Origin of the sequence: Nostoc sp. FACHB-190 (assembly GCF_014696905.1) — a bacterium.
In the GTDB taxonomy this organism is placed as follows: domain Bacteria; phylum Cyanobacteriota; class Cyanobacteriia; order Cyanobacteriales; family Nostocaceae; genus Nostoc_B.
This window is the reverse complement of the sequence record NZ_JACJQW010000024.1, coordinates 33,305-49,043: the sequence shown is the minus strand read 5'-3', so window position 1 is coordinate 49,043 and position 15,739 is coordinate 33,305. Positions and strand designations below refer to the sequence as shown.

The following is a 15,739-nucleotide window of genomic DNA, read 5'->3' as shown; positions in this document are numbered from 1 at the left end:
TAAGCACTGAATTAGGGTGAAAATTTAATTGATTGCTACAAAGCCAGACATTCATAATATCTATTTACTTGTGTCTTTGCCGGATAAATTTTATATTTCCTCGACGGAAATTACTGAATGTTTTGATTCCCTGGTTAAACTCGCTAAATTTTGTTCTTTGCCTAAAACTAGCGGGGGTAAGGGCGTATTCGGTGCCACAATTCCACCAGAGACAATCACTTTAAAAGCATCTTCGATTGACATTGAAAGATTGATCACATCTTCTTCTGGTACTACTGCATACCATCCTGTAGTCGGGTTGGGTGTCGTTGGGATGAAAATGCTCAACATTGGGCGAGGCATTTGGGATTGAATTTCATTGGCGATCGCACCTGTAACAAACGCGATCGCCCAAATGCCTTGTCTGGGATACTCAACTAAAACCACACGGCGAAACTTGCCTGGAGAATCTTTAAGTAAAGTCTCTAACAGTTGTTTTAAGGTTTTATATACCTGTCCCGCTAAGGGAATTGCCTGTAATACTCGCTCACCAAAATCTAATAACCATCTCCCAGCAATATTCCGAGCCATTAACCCAATTAACAAAATACTTAACAGTGGTACTGCTAGACCCACAGCTAAATTTAGTATATTTACTAAAATTGGGTGCAGCCCATCAAAGGGATTGAGTTGTTTGGGAACTTGGGTAAGGAAGTCGATTACCCAATTAGCGATCGTGATTGTGAGCCAGATGGTGGTTGCTAGGGGGATAACCACTAACAATCCTGCTATCAGGTCATTTTTCAAGTCCTGCTTTAAGCGATCGATTACCAAACTTAGTTTCTCCTTTTCTTGGCTAGTGAAACTCTAGATAAGCGGAAATTCATACCAGCAACCGCCCAAGGTTAGAAGGCTGTACTAGTAATATTTTTTACCCTGTTCTATTTTAGAAAGCTGTCACTAAATAGCTTTTATCTTGATAATATGCTGTTCAGACCAGAAAAGTATTGATTTTTCGCTAGTTCGATGTTGAATACAGAAAGATATAGCTAACTACCGATAGTTCTTCCATCTGTGAGGATGTTACTTTTCTTTGTACAGCTTGTAAATGAATGTTGCAAATATTTTAATTATTACTAATACTACCGCGATCGCTCAAAATCTGACTATGTTTCTGAAACCTATGTATGACAACTAAAAATCCACTTGTAACTAGTTTAGAACTAAGCCGCAAGTAAAGGATGTTTTTCTGAAAAACTTTTGTTATAAATTTTAATAAAACAGAAGACTCCGGTTTGATTTCCGAAATTTAAAGGGGTGTGGGTATTCAAAACCCTTACACCCTCAATACCCAATCTCCACAGAAAATCTTGGTGTGTAAGTCCTTTTTTACCCTTCTCCAGCAGTTTGTGTAGCGACAACCTTGCTTTTCTCAGTTTGGGATAGTGTTTCAGCTAAGGTAGGTGTAGGTAGATGCTGCATTTCCCAGACTTTCAGCAAAATTAGGTACTCATAAAAAGCTTGCAAAGTACACCAAGCCATCCCAGCGCGACCATCTAAACAGCCACCTAACAGAAAATACATATAAAGAAAACGCAAAAAAGGTCTAGCTGGTAAACGCAAAGACAAGTCTTTTAAAGCACGCCGTCTTTCTACCTCAGTTTTGCCAAAAAATAAATCTCGCCAAACAACTGTGCCATTTTCTAGTTGATGTACTGTTTCTTTGGCTTCATCGGTAGAATAACGATTATGTTTTTCAATCCAACGGCTCAAACCTTTACTGCAAGTGTAATGAGGGTAAGTTTCCTTGATAAAGCTAGTAGCACCATCACATACTTCTCGTTCTGTGTGACCATAGTCTGTAAACCAGACCTTACCGTGGCGGAAAAGACGCATCTGATAACGGGGATATTGGGTGCTATAGCGAATCCAACGATTCATAAACATTACCCGTTCAGCAACGTAGTAACCAATGTAATCTGGGTTATGTGTGGCTTGTGTGCATTCCGCAAATAACTCTGGTGTCATCCGTTCATCAGCTTCCAGAATATAAACCCACTCATATTTCGGGGGTAGAGATTCTAGCATCCAAGTGCGTTGACGACCGTGGCTTTCAAAAGCGTGCTGCACAACCCGTACAGGATAGCGACTGGCAATTTCCACAGTGCGATCGCTACTGCACGAATCCACAACTATAATGTCATCCGAAAGCATTGCCGACTCAATACAAGGTGCAATATCTAGTTCTTCGTTATATGTCAGTATGTAAATTGAGAACATTTGCAGATTTTATAGCGATTTTCCTAACAGTTAATTTTTAGGAGGCAGGAGGCAGGAGGGTCACAATAATTCCTACTCCCTACTCCCTACTTTTTTACCGTGCAGCAGCTTTACGTCCACCTGTTTGTAAAGCACCGCCACCTCTTAATCCTGTCCAGCCAATAATAATGTACCCAACAGATAATAAAAGACTACTAATTCCAATCCGTAAGCCAGATTTCCAAGCATTGTCTCTTGCTTGTTTTTCTGCATCTTCCTTACGCTGACGAATTTGTCCTTTTCTTTGATTCGCCAGTGCTTGAGGATCTGTTTGTTGGTCAATAAATTTGTCCAGTTCTTGCGGATTAGCTTTAAACTTCTGGAGTAAGTCTTTCTGTGATTGCGGCAATTGCGGATTTGCCAGAGCTTGTTTATACTTTTGATCATCTTTGAGCAAGTCAGCAAACTGCGCCCTGGCTTGGGCGCGGAGTTGTTCTAATTGCGCTTTCCCCTGATCTGTATTGAGTTGCGCCTGAAATTGATTCAACTGGGTGTCTAGTTGTTTTTCTGCTTGATCAGCTTCTTGAGTAATTTGAGTGACAGTTTGTGCTTTGGCTTGATTGACATTGTTCAGGTGCAAGGGAAAAATCAACAAGAAAATTAGACCCAAGACACTAGAAAGTATAAACGCTGGCAATCGTAAATCGATACCTTTAGGGCCACCATCACTAGCACCATCAATCCAATAGCCAATCAACAGAGAACCTAAGCCCACCATAGGTACAATCCCCCGGTCAACTAGGGCTGTTGCTAAGTTAATTTGCCAGCCACGATCAGTAGGTTGAAAGGGTAGCAATAAAATTAGAAAGTCTAGCAAAAAGGACAAAATTAAAACTGCCCCAATCACTTTGAGACCAAGGGCTGCGTTCCCGGAAGTAAAACGATTAGTCATATTTTCCAAACTTAATAGTGAGTCAGAGTGATTGTCCTATTTAAAGTTACTGGAATATTGTTCCTGTAACTCTGCCTGTTCAATAAAACTATCTCTTATATAGAAAAGGCAAAGGTAATCCTAGTGGATACCTGTAGGTTTGAAACTACACCACGGTAGCACTAGTTAACTTGAGTGTCTTCAGAAAATACATGGTGTTTGAAGATACGAGATTAGCTGATATTAATCAAAAAAACAACTTTTATTTTCAGCTTCTACTCTCTGGTTTTTCGCAAATAAACTGACTGCTGAAGCACTTCCTGCCAAATAGACAAATCCTCTGGTCGGTCAACATCAGCTAAAGTTGGTAAGTATATAGATGAGACACCCAAGTCAGCCGCAATATCTACAGTTTGTTGTAATACCTGAGAAGTTCCCCAATCGATGTTAGCGAATAATTCCGGGATGAAGCGACGCACACCAATTAAGTAGTAACCACCGTCAATAGCTGGCCCTAGTACCAAATCAACAGTTTGTAGTTCTTGAAAAGCTGTTGCCAAAATTTGAGATGTCACACCAGGACAATCGCTACCAATGATAATTATATATTCAGCATTTTTGCGGAAACTATCAACCAGCGATCGCGCCATCCTTGTACCTAAATCGCCTTCACCTTGAGATGCGTAAAGTAATTCCCCACCCAACCAATCTTGCATTAACTCCAAACCACCACCAGCAAACCGCACTTCCACAGAAACACCAATAGCCTTTTGTAATTCTCCAACTTGCAACAGAGTATATTCTGTCATTTGCTGTTGCAGATGAGCAGCACCAACACTACCCAAAGCTGGTATCAGCCGAGTTTTGGTCTTTCCTGGTTCTGGATAGCGCGTAAAAATAATCAAGTGCTGCTTTTGGACTTCTGATAATTTCAGCACGTAATAACCTTAACTGTTAGCGACTCAAATATTTTAATAGCAATACTTATCGTTTTCATTAGCACTAGAACGTTCTCTGCCCTTTCGCATTGCGCCTAAAATCGTAGAAACATAGACACATCGCCTAGCCTTGCCATTTTTATAACTGTATAAAGTAATTTGTCCTAACGTTCGCAGTGATGTATTAGTACATTCGTCTCCAGGCTGATAAACTGGACAACCTTGGTGGTTAAAAACAACACGCCAAATTGCTTGAGAAGTATGTTTTGGTACAGTCGTCTCAGATGTATTGCGATTATTTAAACTTTTATCAATCAGAATATTAGTCTCTAAATTCTGCCATAAATTGGCATTATTATTCACAGCATCAGAAATAAAAAAATTAGCATCTGCTCGATGAACTGCCCACTTCACAACATTATTTTCCTCACGAAAACTTACTTGCCAACTCACTTTTTCTTTTAGAGCTTGGCTTTGAGCTTGACGCATAGCCAAATAAACTTTATCTTGAGCAGTATTAAGACGACTTCTATCTACAAAAGCTAACCAATTTGGTAAGAGCAGCCCAGCTAAAATACCAAACATTAAAACAATGACTAAAATCTCCGGTAATGTAAAGCCACTACAGGAGTCCACATATAAGATATTTTTTAACTTACCCCTATAAAATAAATGCACCTGAAAATACTTCTACAATTAATTTAATGATCACGTACCAAGTTTAATTTCCAAAAGCTATGCAGTTTTCATTATGATTTTGTTAAGTATTTTTGTTGATATTTTTGTTGGTAGAATAACTATTATAGCAATTTTAAGTAGTAACTTAAACGTAAAATTAACTCGCTTTAATCTTGCAGTATCGTAAATAAAAAATAAGTATAAGAACCTAGCAGCCAATATTCCTTTTTTTCGATTAAATGGTTCTTGGAGAGATTTACATACTAGATATTTATAAAGGTTAGTTAGGCTTAAATTCCAAACATTTTTATTTACTAATTCTCTAGTATGATATGCACCTTCTAAGACATATAAACAAGCCTTTTCTTGTCTAACTAAATTAGAAGATAACGAATTAGCACTGACTCTATACAAAATTTGCACTTTCGGGACACAAACAAAAGAATATCTAGCAGCTAACCGCAACCACATATCCCAATCTTGAGCAGCACTTAGTGATTCATCAAAACCGCCTAATTCAATTAAAGCTTCTCTATAAATTAATGGATTAGAACCATTTTCTAAAAAGTTACTTACTAACAATCTCTCATACACATCACCATTAACAGTAATATGACTTCCTGAAACTAAAAATTTACCATTTTCATCTATATAATCAGTCCAGCTATAAGCAACCTTCGCATCAATATTATCTTGCAAAGCCTCTAACTGACTTACCAACTTATCAGATGTCCAAACATCATCCGCATCTAAGAAACTGACAAATTCTCCAACTGCTTTCTGTAGTCCTCGGTTGCGGCTGACATTACCACCAGCATTCTCAAAAGAAAATACCTTAAGGCGTGAGTCTTGAATTTGTGAAGCAATATCTAAAGTTGAATCTGTCGAACCATCATTAATGACAATCAACTCAAAATCTGTAAAACTCTGGCTCAATACAGAATCTATAGTTGTTTTAATAGTTCTTTCGCTATTATAAGTTGGAATAACTACAGAAATTTTGGGAATATTTTGAATGACATTAGTCATAATTTATCTAAATTATCTACAAATTTATTAGACAAATAGCATCGTAAAGCATATAAAGGACTCATCATACTAGCCCAATAAAACTCTATTTCAAAAAGTGCAATCAAATTACTGCTTAAACCTCTTCTGTACTTAATCAGATGATTTAAAATTCGCCGCAAATTTCCCAAAACAGTTTTGCATAAAATCATTGGTTTTTGCCAATTTTTAGCATTGATTAACCGGAGTTGGAAAATACACAAACCGCAACCACGAGCCAAATTTAACAAATAACTCTTCTCAAATCGCCAGCGAGGAATTTGATGATAAGTGTGCATGTTGGGGTTATACCAAATTTGCCAACCACCTCGGTGTATGTAAAGCAATGGTTCATAATCATCTCCTTGAACAAATACACCAGGTAATTTTCCAGTCAATGACGGTTTCTGCGGAACATAATCACGCCACACTTGTTTGCGGACAACAAGTGCTGCCGCAGGTGGTAGCCTTAACTTATCTGGTTCAAATTGATGTGCTTCACTTCCGTGTTCTCTGATAGCAAGAAAACCTTGAATTTTTTCAAAATTCTCTGGTGGTTTTACTTCATAATTACCATGAATTTGACCACTCCAAGCGCCAGCTTGAGGATATATATCTCCAAAAGCATAAGCTTCTGCTAACCAATTAAGATCGGGTAAATTATCGTCATCTAAAAAAGCTACTAGCTCACTTTTGGCCTCGTATATTGCTCTTAATCTTGCAAACGCAGCACCTTGCTGAGTTTCTAAAAAGTATTTTACTGGCACCTTATGGCTAAAAAGCTTTTGATAGTCCCGAATTATAAATTCAGTATTGTCTGAACTATTATTATCAATAATAATAATTTCCCATTGTAGATTCTCTACATTTACTTGAGTCAAAAGCAAATCTAGAAGTTTAGGTAATCGACTAGCTCCATTGTATGTAGGAATAGCTACAGTAATATCATAGTTATTTTTCAATATCTCATTCATAATAATTATTTAGAGTTAAAATAACCTTCATTAAATAAATAAAATGGACTAATAAAACTACTTATGAATAATTCCATTTCACAAGCTACCACTAAATCAATTTTGATTTTTGTGCCATGTCTAAGCAAGTGAGCTATAATTTTGCGTAAGTCATTTAGCATATAAATCAGAAGTACAATTGGTTTATGTGCAGGTTGTATGTTAATCATTCTAGTAACGTAGCGGCTAAGTCCAATTCCTGCAAAAAAAGGAAGTAAATAATCTTTTTGCAATCTAGAATTTGGTATTTGATGATAAATTTCCATACTGGGGTGATACCAAACTTCCCATCCTGCCTTTTGGATGTAACATAGTACTTCTAAATCTTCACTAGTGAGCATATTACCAGGGGTTCTACCAGTTAATATGGTTTTTTGTGGTACGCTTTCTAACCAAGCTTGTCGCCTCACAACTAGTCCCGCAGAGGGAGGTAATAATTTCTTTTTAGGTTCGTAGAGTAAAGGTACATCTCCACGTTCTGTAATTGCTAAAAAAGGAGCAATACGTCTTTGAAAATCTTCTGATGGTTCTGTTTCCCAATCTGGATGAATTTGACTACCATAAGCTCCAGCTTGGGGGTATTTTTGAGCAAAAGTATAAGCCTCTGCTACCCAATTTAATAGCGGGTAGTTATCGTCATCAAGAAACCCTATCAATTTACCTGAAGCTTCTGCTACTCCACGTTTTCGTGCGTAAGCTGCTCCTTGTTTGGCTTCAAATACATACTTTAAAGGATAGGGATATCGCCAATTTGCTTGATAACTTTGAACAACTTCGGCAGTATTATCTGTACTGTTATTGTCTACAACAATAATTTCCCAAGTGATATTTTCAGTATGTTGTTGATTTCGCAGTCTTTCTAGTAGTTCAGGTAGGCGAACTGCTCCATTGTAAGTTGGAATAGCAACGGTAAAATCTAGGCTTTTAGTCATGTCTTGATGGTTGTTTTTTTTGAGATTCTACTTTAAAAATGTGAAGAATAAAATGTATGTACAACACTCCTAAATAGAGTGTTGTTTATTTTAATTAATCAATTGCTAAACAGGTAAGATTTAAACTCGGTAATCTGTACCTGATATTACAATTTTGCTATCAAAACGTAGTTATATGTACCGTATTTTTATGGATTTTTTTGCTAAATTTTAATTACACTCACTATCTCTGACTTTGAGAGTTGAGCCTAAAATGCTTTTTACTATCACACATCGCTTTATAGTATTGTTAGATGCAGCAACGACAATTTTTAATCCGGGTGGTTCTGTAGAACCTGTTGGTGGTGTACCAAAGTTTGTAGGTAAAGTCAAAGTCCCCATATAGTCAAAGGTAATTTTTGTAGGTGCAGTTAAACTATATGAGACGGAAGAACCAGCAGTGTTTTCACTAGTAAGATTTGAACCAAGTAAAAATTTATTAGAAGCAACATTTAATTCTGCTAATAAAGGCTTCCATGCAATTTCACTAGACTTGAAATCAGTACCATCATCTTTTTTCGTGCGATAAATAGCAACTTCTATAACTTTGGTTGTGCTATTTTTCTGAAAGCTGACACTGTAACTTAGTTTTTTCTGTTTAGCTTGTTGCTGTGCTTCTTGTATTGCTGCTAAAACAGCATCATTGGCTTTATTTACCTGCTGTCGGTTAACAAAACTAAACCAGCTAGGAAGGGCGATCGCTGCTAAAATACCAATCATTAGAAAGACTACGATTATTTCTATAAGTGAAAAACCATCATCACTTGTAGTTGCTTCATTATGGTTATAGTTAAGTTTTTTGATTTGGATAAATTCATGTGCCAGGGAAAAGCCTAGCTTTGACATTAAAACATCGGTATTTTTCTTGCTTTTCATAGTTCAAAATTACAGAATTTTACAGAAATTAGATATTTATTTACTAAATATAAAACTACGTCCTTCTACACGAATTTTAGTTGTGGGAAAATAAACATTTTGTGCCTTAGAGTAAATTATTTTGCTTTCATCATCAGTCAGTCGAGCTAGTGCATTTCCACGTAAGTAAATTTCAGCAATACTGCGATTTTCTTCAGTCAAAGAAGTAACACAAGCATAAAAACCTGTCATTGTTATACCGGTTGGAACTACTACCATATTAGATGGACAACTTGCACTTGGTACTTCCTTATTATTTGTAGTAGCACTTTGATCAACAAAATCTATCAAAACTATAGGTTTTTGGGTATATGCTTGTGATGTTTTAGTCCAACTATTCATTTTTTCTGCTAAAGTTTTATCTTTTTGAGAAAGATTTAATACTTGAAATCCATCATCAGGACATTGAGTAAAGATGCTAGTTGTATCATAAGCTTTAGTACACTTACTACCATTTTTATTCAATACACCATCTTTAATCTGAAATCTAGCAATTCTAGCAGCTTTAGACCAAGGCTTTGCCTTGTCTTGAATTAAATAGTAAGCAACTAAAGAGTTAACAAAAGAATCATCATAAAATGTCTTATCTTTGAGTTTTGTAACTACCGCATCTTTGGAAATTTCACGTTTCCAAAATACTAATACAGGGATTCCATTTGTGACTGTAGGTAATTGACTTTTAATAGCGTCAACTCCTGTAGCATCATAAATGTAAATAGCTTGTTGTAGATCGCGTGCAATATAATCAGTTGCGGCTTGAATTTCTTGCTCAGAGTTTGCTTTAGCCTGTTCCCTGCGATCTGTTTCTAACATACTTATCATTACTCCCATCAAAGGAGTAATAACTAACACTGCCAATAGCATAGCGACCAAAAGTTCAATTAATGTAAAACCATGATTTTTTTGTGGTTTGTGAAAATAATTGAATTGTTTTTTTAAAAGCCACTGCAATACGTTCATTATAATGGTACCTCCTGAATAAAATATTTTGGGTACTGGAATTTATCTAGAATCATGAATTTTTAACTACAACCACCCATGCGAAGACATAAATTGTTGTATGAAGGTTGGCCTGTAACAATATCAGTGGTTATTTCTAGTAATGGTGCTTTGCGATCGCCTAATCCTTCAGCAAATGTCTTTTGTGTAACTTTTTGTGGAGTATCTTTTGGGTCTTTAGGAGCATTTCTCTTTAATTCACTACTATCTCGAAAGCCATCTGCTCTGTAAACCCTTATTTCTAGTTGATATCCTGCTGTTGCATCGGTTGTTGCTTTGTTATAACGAAATGCTTGAATTACAAAATCCCGGCTGTTATCACTCGTACATTTGCCATCAGTATTGCCATCTATACAAAATAAATTGTTGGCTGGTGTTGCAGGTACAATACAGTATTTATTTGCATCACAGGTAAGGCTTCCTGCTGTGGGAACACCAGATGGTGTTGTATTTGTCTCTGCTGGAGGATCTATGGTTCTAGCTTGAACACCATCTATGTATGTTTTTGCAGCTTGAGTTGCTAGTTCTACACGTCTGCTTTGTAGGCGAGTCGCTGTAGACATAACTAATACTGGTGCAATGGCAGTTAACAAAATTGCGGCTACAAGTAGAGCTACTAGTGATTCAATAATGGTAAAACCAGACTCGTCTGAATAAGTAAATAATCGTAGTAATTGATGTGATTTCATAGTTACCAATTCAGCTAATTTTTGACTTCAACTCATGATTAAATTTGCTTTTGAGTTATTTAATTTGTCCTCTCCCAGTGTATTTATTACAAATAAGCTGGGAGAGTAATTGCTACCGATTCTTTTTAATCGGGTTTAATTTTGACACTGGCTAGGACGTTGATTTTTTGGTAGAGCATATTTAGTACTCTTTTTCTTACTGGATTCTATTTGTATCTCAAATCCAGTACCGAATCCGTCTTTTGTCGTTGTGTCCTGAACTGCACATAACAGAGCTTGCACCCAAGGATCATCCCGTGACACTTCTCGATAGTATTCATCTGGTGGGTCAGTGGTGGGAATTACAAAGCGTTGGGCAAACAAGTCTGGAGTTTGTGATAAGAGTCCTACATCAAAACCCCAGTTACGTAAAGGTGGCATGTAATAAGGTGCTAGTCCTATACCCGCACTGTCTGAGTGATAGTAGCTATTCTGACGTTCTGAAAATAAACTGTTGGCAACAGCGTTGCCGCTTGGAGATGGCCTTACAAATACTTGGAAAGGAGCCGTAGCGTAAATACTACGTTTAAACTGGATAAATGAACCAAGAATATTAGCTTTAACATCATCCCAGTTCTCTAAAAAGCGAGGAAAGTTATGTAAGCCTCCATTAATTTCATAGTAAGGATTAGTAGTGTTGCCAACACGAATTGGGGTATCACCAGCAGCAATTACCAAGTTAAATGTAGTTTCTGTAGCTTTAGGCAACCACTTAGTATTCTTGACACGCTCACTTTCTGTACCTAAGTCAGTTATTTTGCCGTAGTCTTTTTCGTCTGAAGGGGTGGCTTTAGGTACGTTGATTTGCAAAATTGGCTCTAAAATCGGTTGATCAGTTGATGTAGCACCAGTTGCGAATCTGTAGAATAGGCGAGTTTCTTTGTTGTAGTACTTTCTCGTTAATAGTGGCGGGTTGGCATTCTGATTTTTCTCTACAGTTGTAAACCAGAGAGCATTATCTGTTGCGTTAGGTACAGATCCTGAAGCATCAACTTTACCTGATACAATTCCTAAAGCGACAGGAGGTTTAGTAATTGCTGTTGGATTGATTATGTTGTTATCTACATCAAGTAACCTACCACTCGAATCTCGTTTGAATGCAACTCGACGAGGAAATTTTGTATAATCTTTTTCTGTTGATTTTCCCTGGTCGATTATTTTTGCTGCTTTTGCGGTTGTTCCAGCTATTAGTTTTCCAACATCTTGACCGACTACATCACTAGATTTTTTAGTTGTATCTGCATCTAAACCGATATACCAATCAGTTGCACTACATTCAGCAACATCTAACTTAAAACACATCTCCATGACGTACTCTGGAAAGTTAACACGGCGCTGAATAGGAGTGACGAAATTATTGAAGTAGGAACTGTTAGCACCAGCAGCAGTATTACTACTTGAATAAAGAGTATCTGTGAAATTGCGGGAAGTAACAAAGTTGTTGTCCCAAAAACCACTTTTCAGACGATTGTTTTTGACTGTGGCTGCATCACTAGTATCGGTGCGGTTGTTTCTCAAATCAAAGTCACCATCGCTGCGATACCCTTCCTTAAAGTTGCTTGACAATAAAGTAACAGCGTCAGCTAAAACAGAAGCAGGTCGCCATTTTTCACCTTTATCACATTTAGGTAATCTCGGATCGTTAGGACGGCAAGCGAAGTTGGTATTCGTTGATTTACGTTTATAAAAATTACTCCAGTAATCGCTAGAACTCAGGGTATAGTCAGTAAATTCTTCGTGTTCGTGTTTATTAAACTCACCCTGAATATAAACTGGTAAATCTGTAGTGAGAATTAAGCCTTTTTCTTCTGCTCTGTAATCTGTTTTTCGACTTAAATCTGCGCCATTAACCAACATAATGGCGTTGGGGCGGCGGTTGGGATCAAGTTTATAGTCGGTGGCACTGACGTTAGCACTTGAATCGCTGCTATCGGCTTTAGCATCATCACGGGTAGCATAAATAACGCCACTATTAGGCAACAGGTATTCATCAGACCAGGTATCAGTAATTGCTTGCTTACGAAGTATATCTAGATCAATTTTAGTGGCACGAATTTCTAAAGGCTGACGTTGTTCCATTTCCAGGTCATATTGTCCCGTTGCTGGTGTCAGTTTATCTATGCTTTTGATTTGCCTAGCGTCAAGAAAGGCTGTTTCTTTAATCGCATCATTAGGAACTAAAGTTGCATTCCGCGTAAGAGTACCATCAGCAATTTCTAAGGCACAAATGGTAGAATCAATGGCTGCTTGCTCTGACAGGCTGAGGGGTTTAGATGTTGCTTTTTTCAAAGCCTGACGCAAGAGGGGATTAACAAATTGTCCATTAGGGAATACCAAGTTAGCTTGATACTTCAAGCGTTCTGCCAAACCAACAGTTTTTTTAGCTACATCAGCAGCAGTAGCAGAAGTGCTAAATAACCCATTGGCATCTGTAGTTAGCCCTCTGGTAATATCGGCAGATGATGTCTTAGAAACCTCATAACTAAAGCCATTATTAGATTTGTCTATCTTAGTTGCGTCATTAGGGTCATAACCATCAGTTGTTGCAGTGGTTAAATTTGTAGGGTTGTAGTAGCTACTAACGCAAGCAATTGGCTTTTGATAGTTATCACCAGTTTTTGGATCGTAAGGGTCTTTATTGTAGTGATAAACTGCCGTAGCACGCATGACCAAATGACCACGAGTTTGTTTGCTAGGATTGGTGGGGTCACTAGGATCTGGTACTACCATTGGCATGGTATCAGGCCATACAACTGGTGCGTTGTTTTCTTTTTCCGTTGTATTAGGATTATCAGTAGCTGTGGGCGGTGCTGGTAAATTAGAACCTGCTGGGCTGTATACTCCTGCACCTGTAATTATTCGCAAACCACCAACTACATCTACTGCATCAGCACGAATACTAGCAGCTGATGTTTCCCAATAGCCGTCCCGTCCTGTAACACCAAGGTCTGCTAACTGTCTGACGCGGGTTGTACGGGTGCGTGTTTTGTCGCTATCGGTTTTACCATCTTTTTGTTTCCATTTTTCTCCAGAAATTTCTTCTGTAACATCTTCACCAACAAATTCCTGGCGAGTGCTATTCCATCGCAATTCAGGTAGGTTGTTACCGACAAGAATGCGATCGCCTATTAGTACTTCTGTAACAGGATTCTGGTCAACGGTTTCTGGATCAGTGGCTGGTAACTGGGATTTATCTATGGTTAACTGAGTGTTTGTATCTGTGGGGTATACCCAAGCATCTAGCGGACGTAGCGAATCATTATCACCTTGTAGAACTTCACTAGATGTATATAAAGTAGTACCAGTTTTAGTGAGTCCAGATGTACCTAAAGGAACTTCCTTGAATGGTACACGCCTAGTACGCTGACGGAAGTAGACTTCTAATTCTTCTTTTCTGACTTTATCTGTGTCTAAGCCAGGGTCTTTGGTTATGCGATTATAGATGTTATCCTTGACTACCTGCGGATCATTACCTTTATCCCGACTGAATTGAGCTTTGACCAAGAAATCAATGCGTTCTGCGTAAGCTTGGCTGTTGTAGGCAACTTCGTTGGGTAAGTTATTAGTAGATTGATTTGTTTCTACTGTTAGCTTTGTATTGGTAGGAGTAGAATTTTCCTTGAATAAATCTACGGTGCTACTGTCGATTTTATCGTAGTTCTCAGCTATGGCAGTATTTGTCGCTACGTTACCACCAATAATTATTTTGCCATTTTCGCGATCGTAGTAGCAAGACTCTGTACTGCTGACTTGATAGAATTTAATTGAGCCAGTACCACTACCTGTAGCTTGTCTGTTAAAGAAATTACTATTAGTAAAAATCCGTCCATTCAAATTTAAAGCAGGGCCTGGTGTAATCTCTAAATCATCTTCATAAACTACGGCATTGTTGGTCAGTGGTAGTTGTTTGCGATCTTGTTGCAATTCTATGGCTGAAAAGCCCAAGTTACCTTTGTAATGTTTAAATTGTTTCTTAGTCTCACTATCAAAGGTACTCATATCATCCGTGATAGGAACTGTAGCGGCGTAGATAAAAAAGCTCTTTTTCAATTCTCCAGTGATGACTTTATACCAACTAGAACTACCAACTAAACTTGCACTGGTACTGCCACTAGCATCACACACTTTCCCTAATACTGGAGCAGTTCTGGCCTCAAGAGGACTACGTTTCCGCTCAGGATCACTACCAACGTAAGCGGGGTTACGAAAGTAAACACCATAGAGAGTAAAACTATCAAATTTACCATCATTATCAGTATCTACAGGGAATTTCCAGGCTGTTTCTAGTACTTCCTTAGATTCTAAGGCTCCATCAGTGGGAGCTTCGATAGTTTTATCTCCATCTATGTCATATCCTAATGTTACTGAAGTTTCGTCACCTAATGTGTAGTTACTTAGTTTAGTCACTAAGGTTTTATAAAGGGTTGCATCAGATGGTACTGCTCTTGGTAATGTAGGGTCAGTGAATAGTGCATTAAGTTTTGCTTTAGCACGCTCCAAGGCGGGAGTTGCAGCTTGTAGCACAACTTCATTCACTCGCACGTTACTAGCATTTTTAGCTCTTTCAAAAGACCTAAATAAAATGGCGGTAGTCAATAAAACAACTACCAGCGCAACCATCGCCACTGTTGGCAATACAAAACCAGCATTTACAGAGTCTCGTCGTCTCCTACTGAGAAATAAAGTCCGTAGCAGCCAATTAATCTGCTTTTTTAACGTGAATAAAGAGTACTTACTAAGTGTTTTGGAGATGATTTTGATAGTCTTGACTAGCTGGCGTTTTAAAGACATAGCTGCTTTCCTGTCAAGTGGTTTGATGCTAGTTGATTTTTGGGCAATTGTGAAATTTACCTGTTGAGTGATTCTTCAGGTTAAATAATTTTTTTATTGATGCTAATTCTTGCTTAACCTGTTGAGTTAATATCTCAACACAGTAAAACACCAGACAATGATTTTTAAGTTATACCATTGCTAAACTTTTTATATTTTCTGGAAAATACTGATTTTTCCACCTCAATGAATTTGTTGCTGATCTGGGATAAAATACGTAGGCTTCATCTTAACTTTAAAGATGTGTACTGCATTTGCTGACAACTTTATGAAGGTATGTTTGACAAGATAAACTTAGGCTACCCAACTGGAGAAGAAAAAATATCAATTGAAGATAAAAAGTATGAGTTACAGGACGTACGCACAAAGATTGTCTGTGGAGATTGGGTACAGGGGTGAAAGGGTGTTGGGTGTAATGGTTGTAGATACATACACTCCTACACCCTTATAC

Annotated in this window: 12 protein-coding genes; all 12 read right to left on the bottom strand. The window is 37.8% G+C overall.

The window, feature by feature from the left end; all coding sequences use genetic code 11:
• Nucleotides 1–90 precede the first annotated feature (90 nt).
• Nucleotides 91–813: a DUF502 domain-containing protein gene (locus H6G28_RS23115; protein WP_190588660.1), complete on the bottom strand. Its 723-nt coding sequence runs from the start codon at nucleotides 811–813 to the stop codon at nucleotides 91–93.
• A gap of 555 nt (nucleotides 814–1,368) precedes the next feature.
• The gene (locus tag H6G28_RS23110; protein WP_190674521.1) at nucleotides 1,369–2,259 is read right to left on the bottom strand and encodes a glycosyltransferase family 2 protein; all 891 of its coding nucleotides are present in this window, start codon (nucleotides 2,257–2,259) and stop codon (nucleotides 1,369–1,371) included.
• Between the two features lie 94 nt (nucleotides 2,260–2,353).
• Nucleotides 2,354–3,190: a hormogonium polysaccharide biosynthesis protein HpsJ gene (gene hpsJ-B / locus H6G28_RS23105; RefSeq protein ID WP_190588658.1), complete on the bottom strand. Its 837-nt coding sequence runs from the start codon at nucleotides 3,188–3,190 to the stop codon at nucleotides 2,354–2,356.
• A 254-nt stretch (nucleotides 3,191–3,444) separates the two neighbouring features.
• Nucleotides 3,445–4,107, bottom strand: coding sequence for a TIGR04282 family arsenosugar biosynthesis glycosyltransferase (locus H6G28_RS23100; protein ID WP_190674518.1), 663 nt, complete (start codon nucleotides 4,105–4,107; stop codon nucleotides 3,445–3,447).
• Nucleotides 4,108–4,140: 33 nt separating this feature from the next.
• Nucleotides 4,141–4,743 (bottom strand): pilus assembly FimT family protein, encoded by a 603-nt coding sequence (locus tag H6G28_RS23095; protein WP_313949975.1) that lies wholly within the window; start codon nucleotides 4,741–4,743, stop codon nucleotides 4,141–4,143.
• Nucleotides 4,744–4,842: 99 nt separating this feature from the next.
• A complete protein-coding gene (locus tag H6G28_RS23090; protein ID WP_190674511.1) occupies nucleotides 4,843–5,814 on the bottom strand; it encodes a glycosyltransferase in 972 nt (323 codons plus the stop codon).
• Nucleotides 5,811–6,806 (bottom strand): hormogonium polysaccharide biosynthesis glycosyltransferase HpsE, encoded by a 996-nt coding sequence (gene hpsE, locus H6G28_RS23085; RefSeq protein WP_190674508.1) that lies wholly within the window; start codon nucleotides 6,804–6,806, stop codon nucleotides 5,811–5,813. The genes H6G28_RS23090 and hpsE (H6G28_RS23085) overlap by 4 nt, the downstream gene beginning before the upstream one ends.
• Nucleotides 6,807–6,811: 5 nt before the next feature.
• A complete protein-coding gene (gene hpsE / locus H6G28_RS23080; RefSeq protein ID WP_190588653.1) occupies nucleotides 6,812–7,777 on the bottom strand; it encodes a hormogonium polysaccharide biosynthesis glycosyltransferase HpsE in 966 nt (321 codons plus the stop codon).
• Nucleotides 7,778–7,987: 210 nt separating this feature from the next.
• Entirely contained in the window at nucleotides 7,988–8,692 is a 705-nt protein-coding gene (locus H6G28_RS23075; protein ID WP_190588652.1) for a pilus assembly FimT family protein, read from the bottom strand.
• 36 nt (nucleotides 8,693–8,728) lie between these two features.
• Complete coding sequence (gene hpsC, locus H6G28_RS23070; RefSeq protein WP_190674505.1) at nucleotides 8,729–9,691, bottom strand: hormogonium polysaccharide secretion pseudopilin HpsC; 963 nt, start codon at nucleotides 9,689–9,691, stop codon at nucleotides 8,729–8,731.
• Nucleotides 9,692–9,753: 62 nt separating this feature from the next.
• Complete coding sequence (gene hpsB, locus H6G28_RS23065) at nucleotides 9,754–10,419, bottom strand: hormogonium polysaccharide secretion pseudopilin HpsB (protein WP_190674502.1); 666 nt, start codon at nucleotides 10,417–10,419, stop codon at nucleotides 9,754–9,756.
• A gap of 135 nt (nucleotides 10,420–10,554) precedes the next feature.
• Nucleotides 10,555–15,249, bottom strand: a complete 4,695-nt coding sequence (gene hpsA, locus H6G28_RS23060; RefSeq protein WP_190674498.1) for a hormogonium polysaccharide biosynthesis protein HpsA — start codon at nucleotides 15,247–15,249, stop codon at nucleotides 10,555–10,557.
• Nucleotides 15,250–15,739: the final 490 nt, after the last annotated feature.

Excerpts from the sequence above, each read along its gene's own strand:
- H6G28_RS23110 (WP_190674521.1), bottom strand. The coding sequence starts at position 2,259 with ATGTTCTCAATTTACATACTGACATATAACGAAGAACTAGATATTGCA.
- hpsJ-B (WP_190588658.1), bottom strand. The coding sequence starts at position 3,190 with ATGACTAATCGTTTTACTTCCGGGAACGCAGCCCTTGGTCTCAAAGTG.
- H6G28_RS23090 (WP_190674511.1), bottom strand. The coding sequence starts at position 5,814 with ATGACTAATGTCATTCAAAATATTCCCAAAATTTCTGTAGTTATTCCA.
- hpsE (WP_190674508.1), bottom strand. The coding sequence starts at position 6,806 with ATGAATGAGATATTGAAAAATAACTATGATATTACTGTAGCTATTCCT.
- hpsE (WP_190588653.1), bottom strand. The coding sequence starts at position 7,777 with ATGACTAAAAGCCTAGATTTTACCGTTGCTATTCCAACTTACAATGGA.
- H6G28_RS23075 (WP_190588652.1), bottom strand. The coding sequence starts at position 8,692 with ATGAAAAGCAAGAAAAATACCGATGTTTTAATGTCAAAGCTAGGCTTT.
- hpsC (WP_190674505.1), bottom strand. The coding sequence starts at position 9,691 with ATGAACGTATTGCAGTGGCTTTTAAAAAAACAATTCAATTATTTTCAC.
- hpsB (WP_190674502.1), bottom strand. The coding sequence starts at position 10,419 with ATGAAATCACATCAATTACTACGATTATTTACTTATTCAGACGAGTCT.
- hpsA (WP_190674498.1), bottom strand. The coding sequence starts at position 15,249 with ATGTCTTTAAAACGCCAGCTAGTCAAGACTATCAAAATCATCTCCAAA.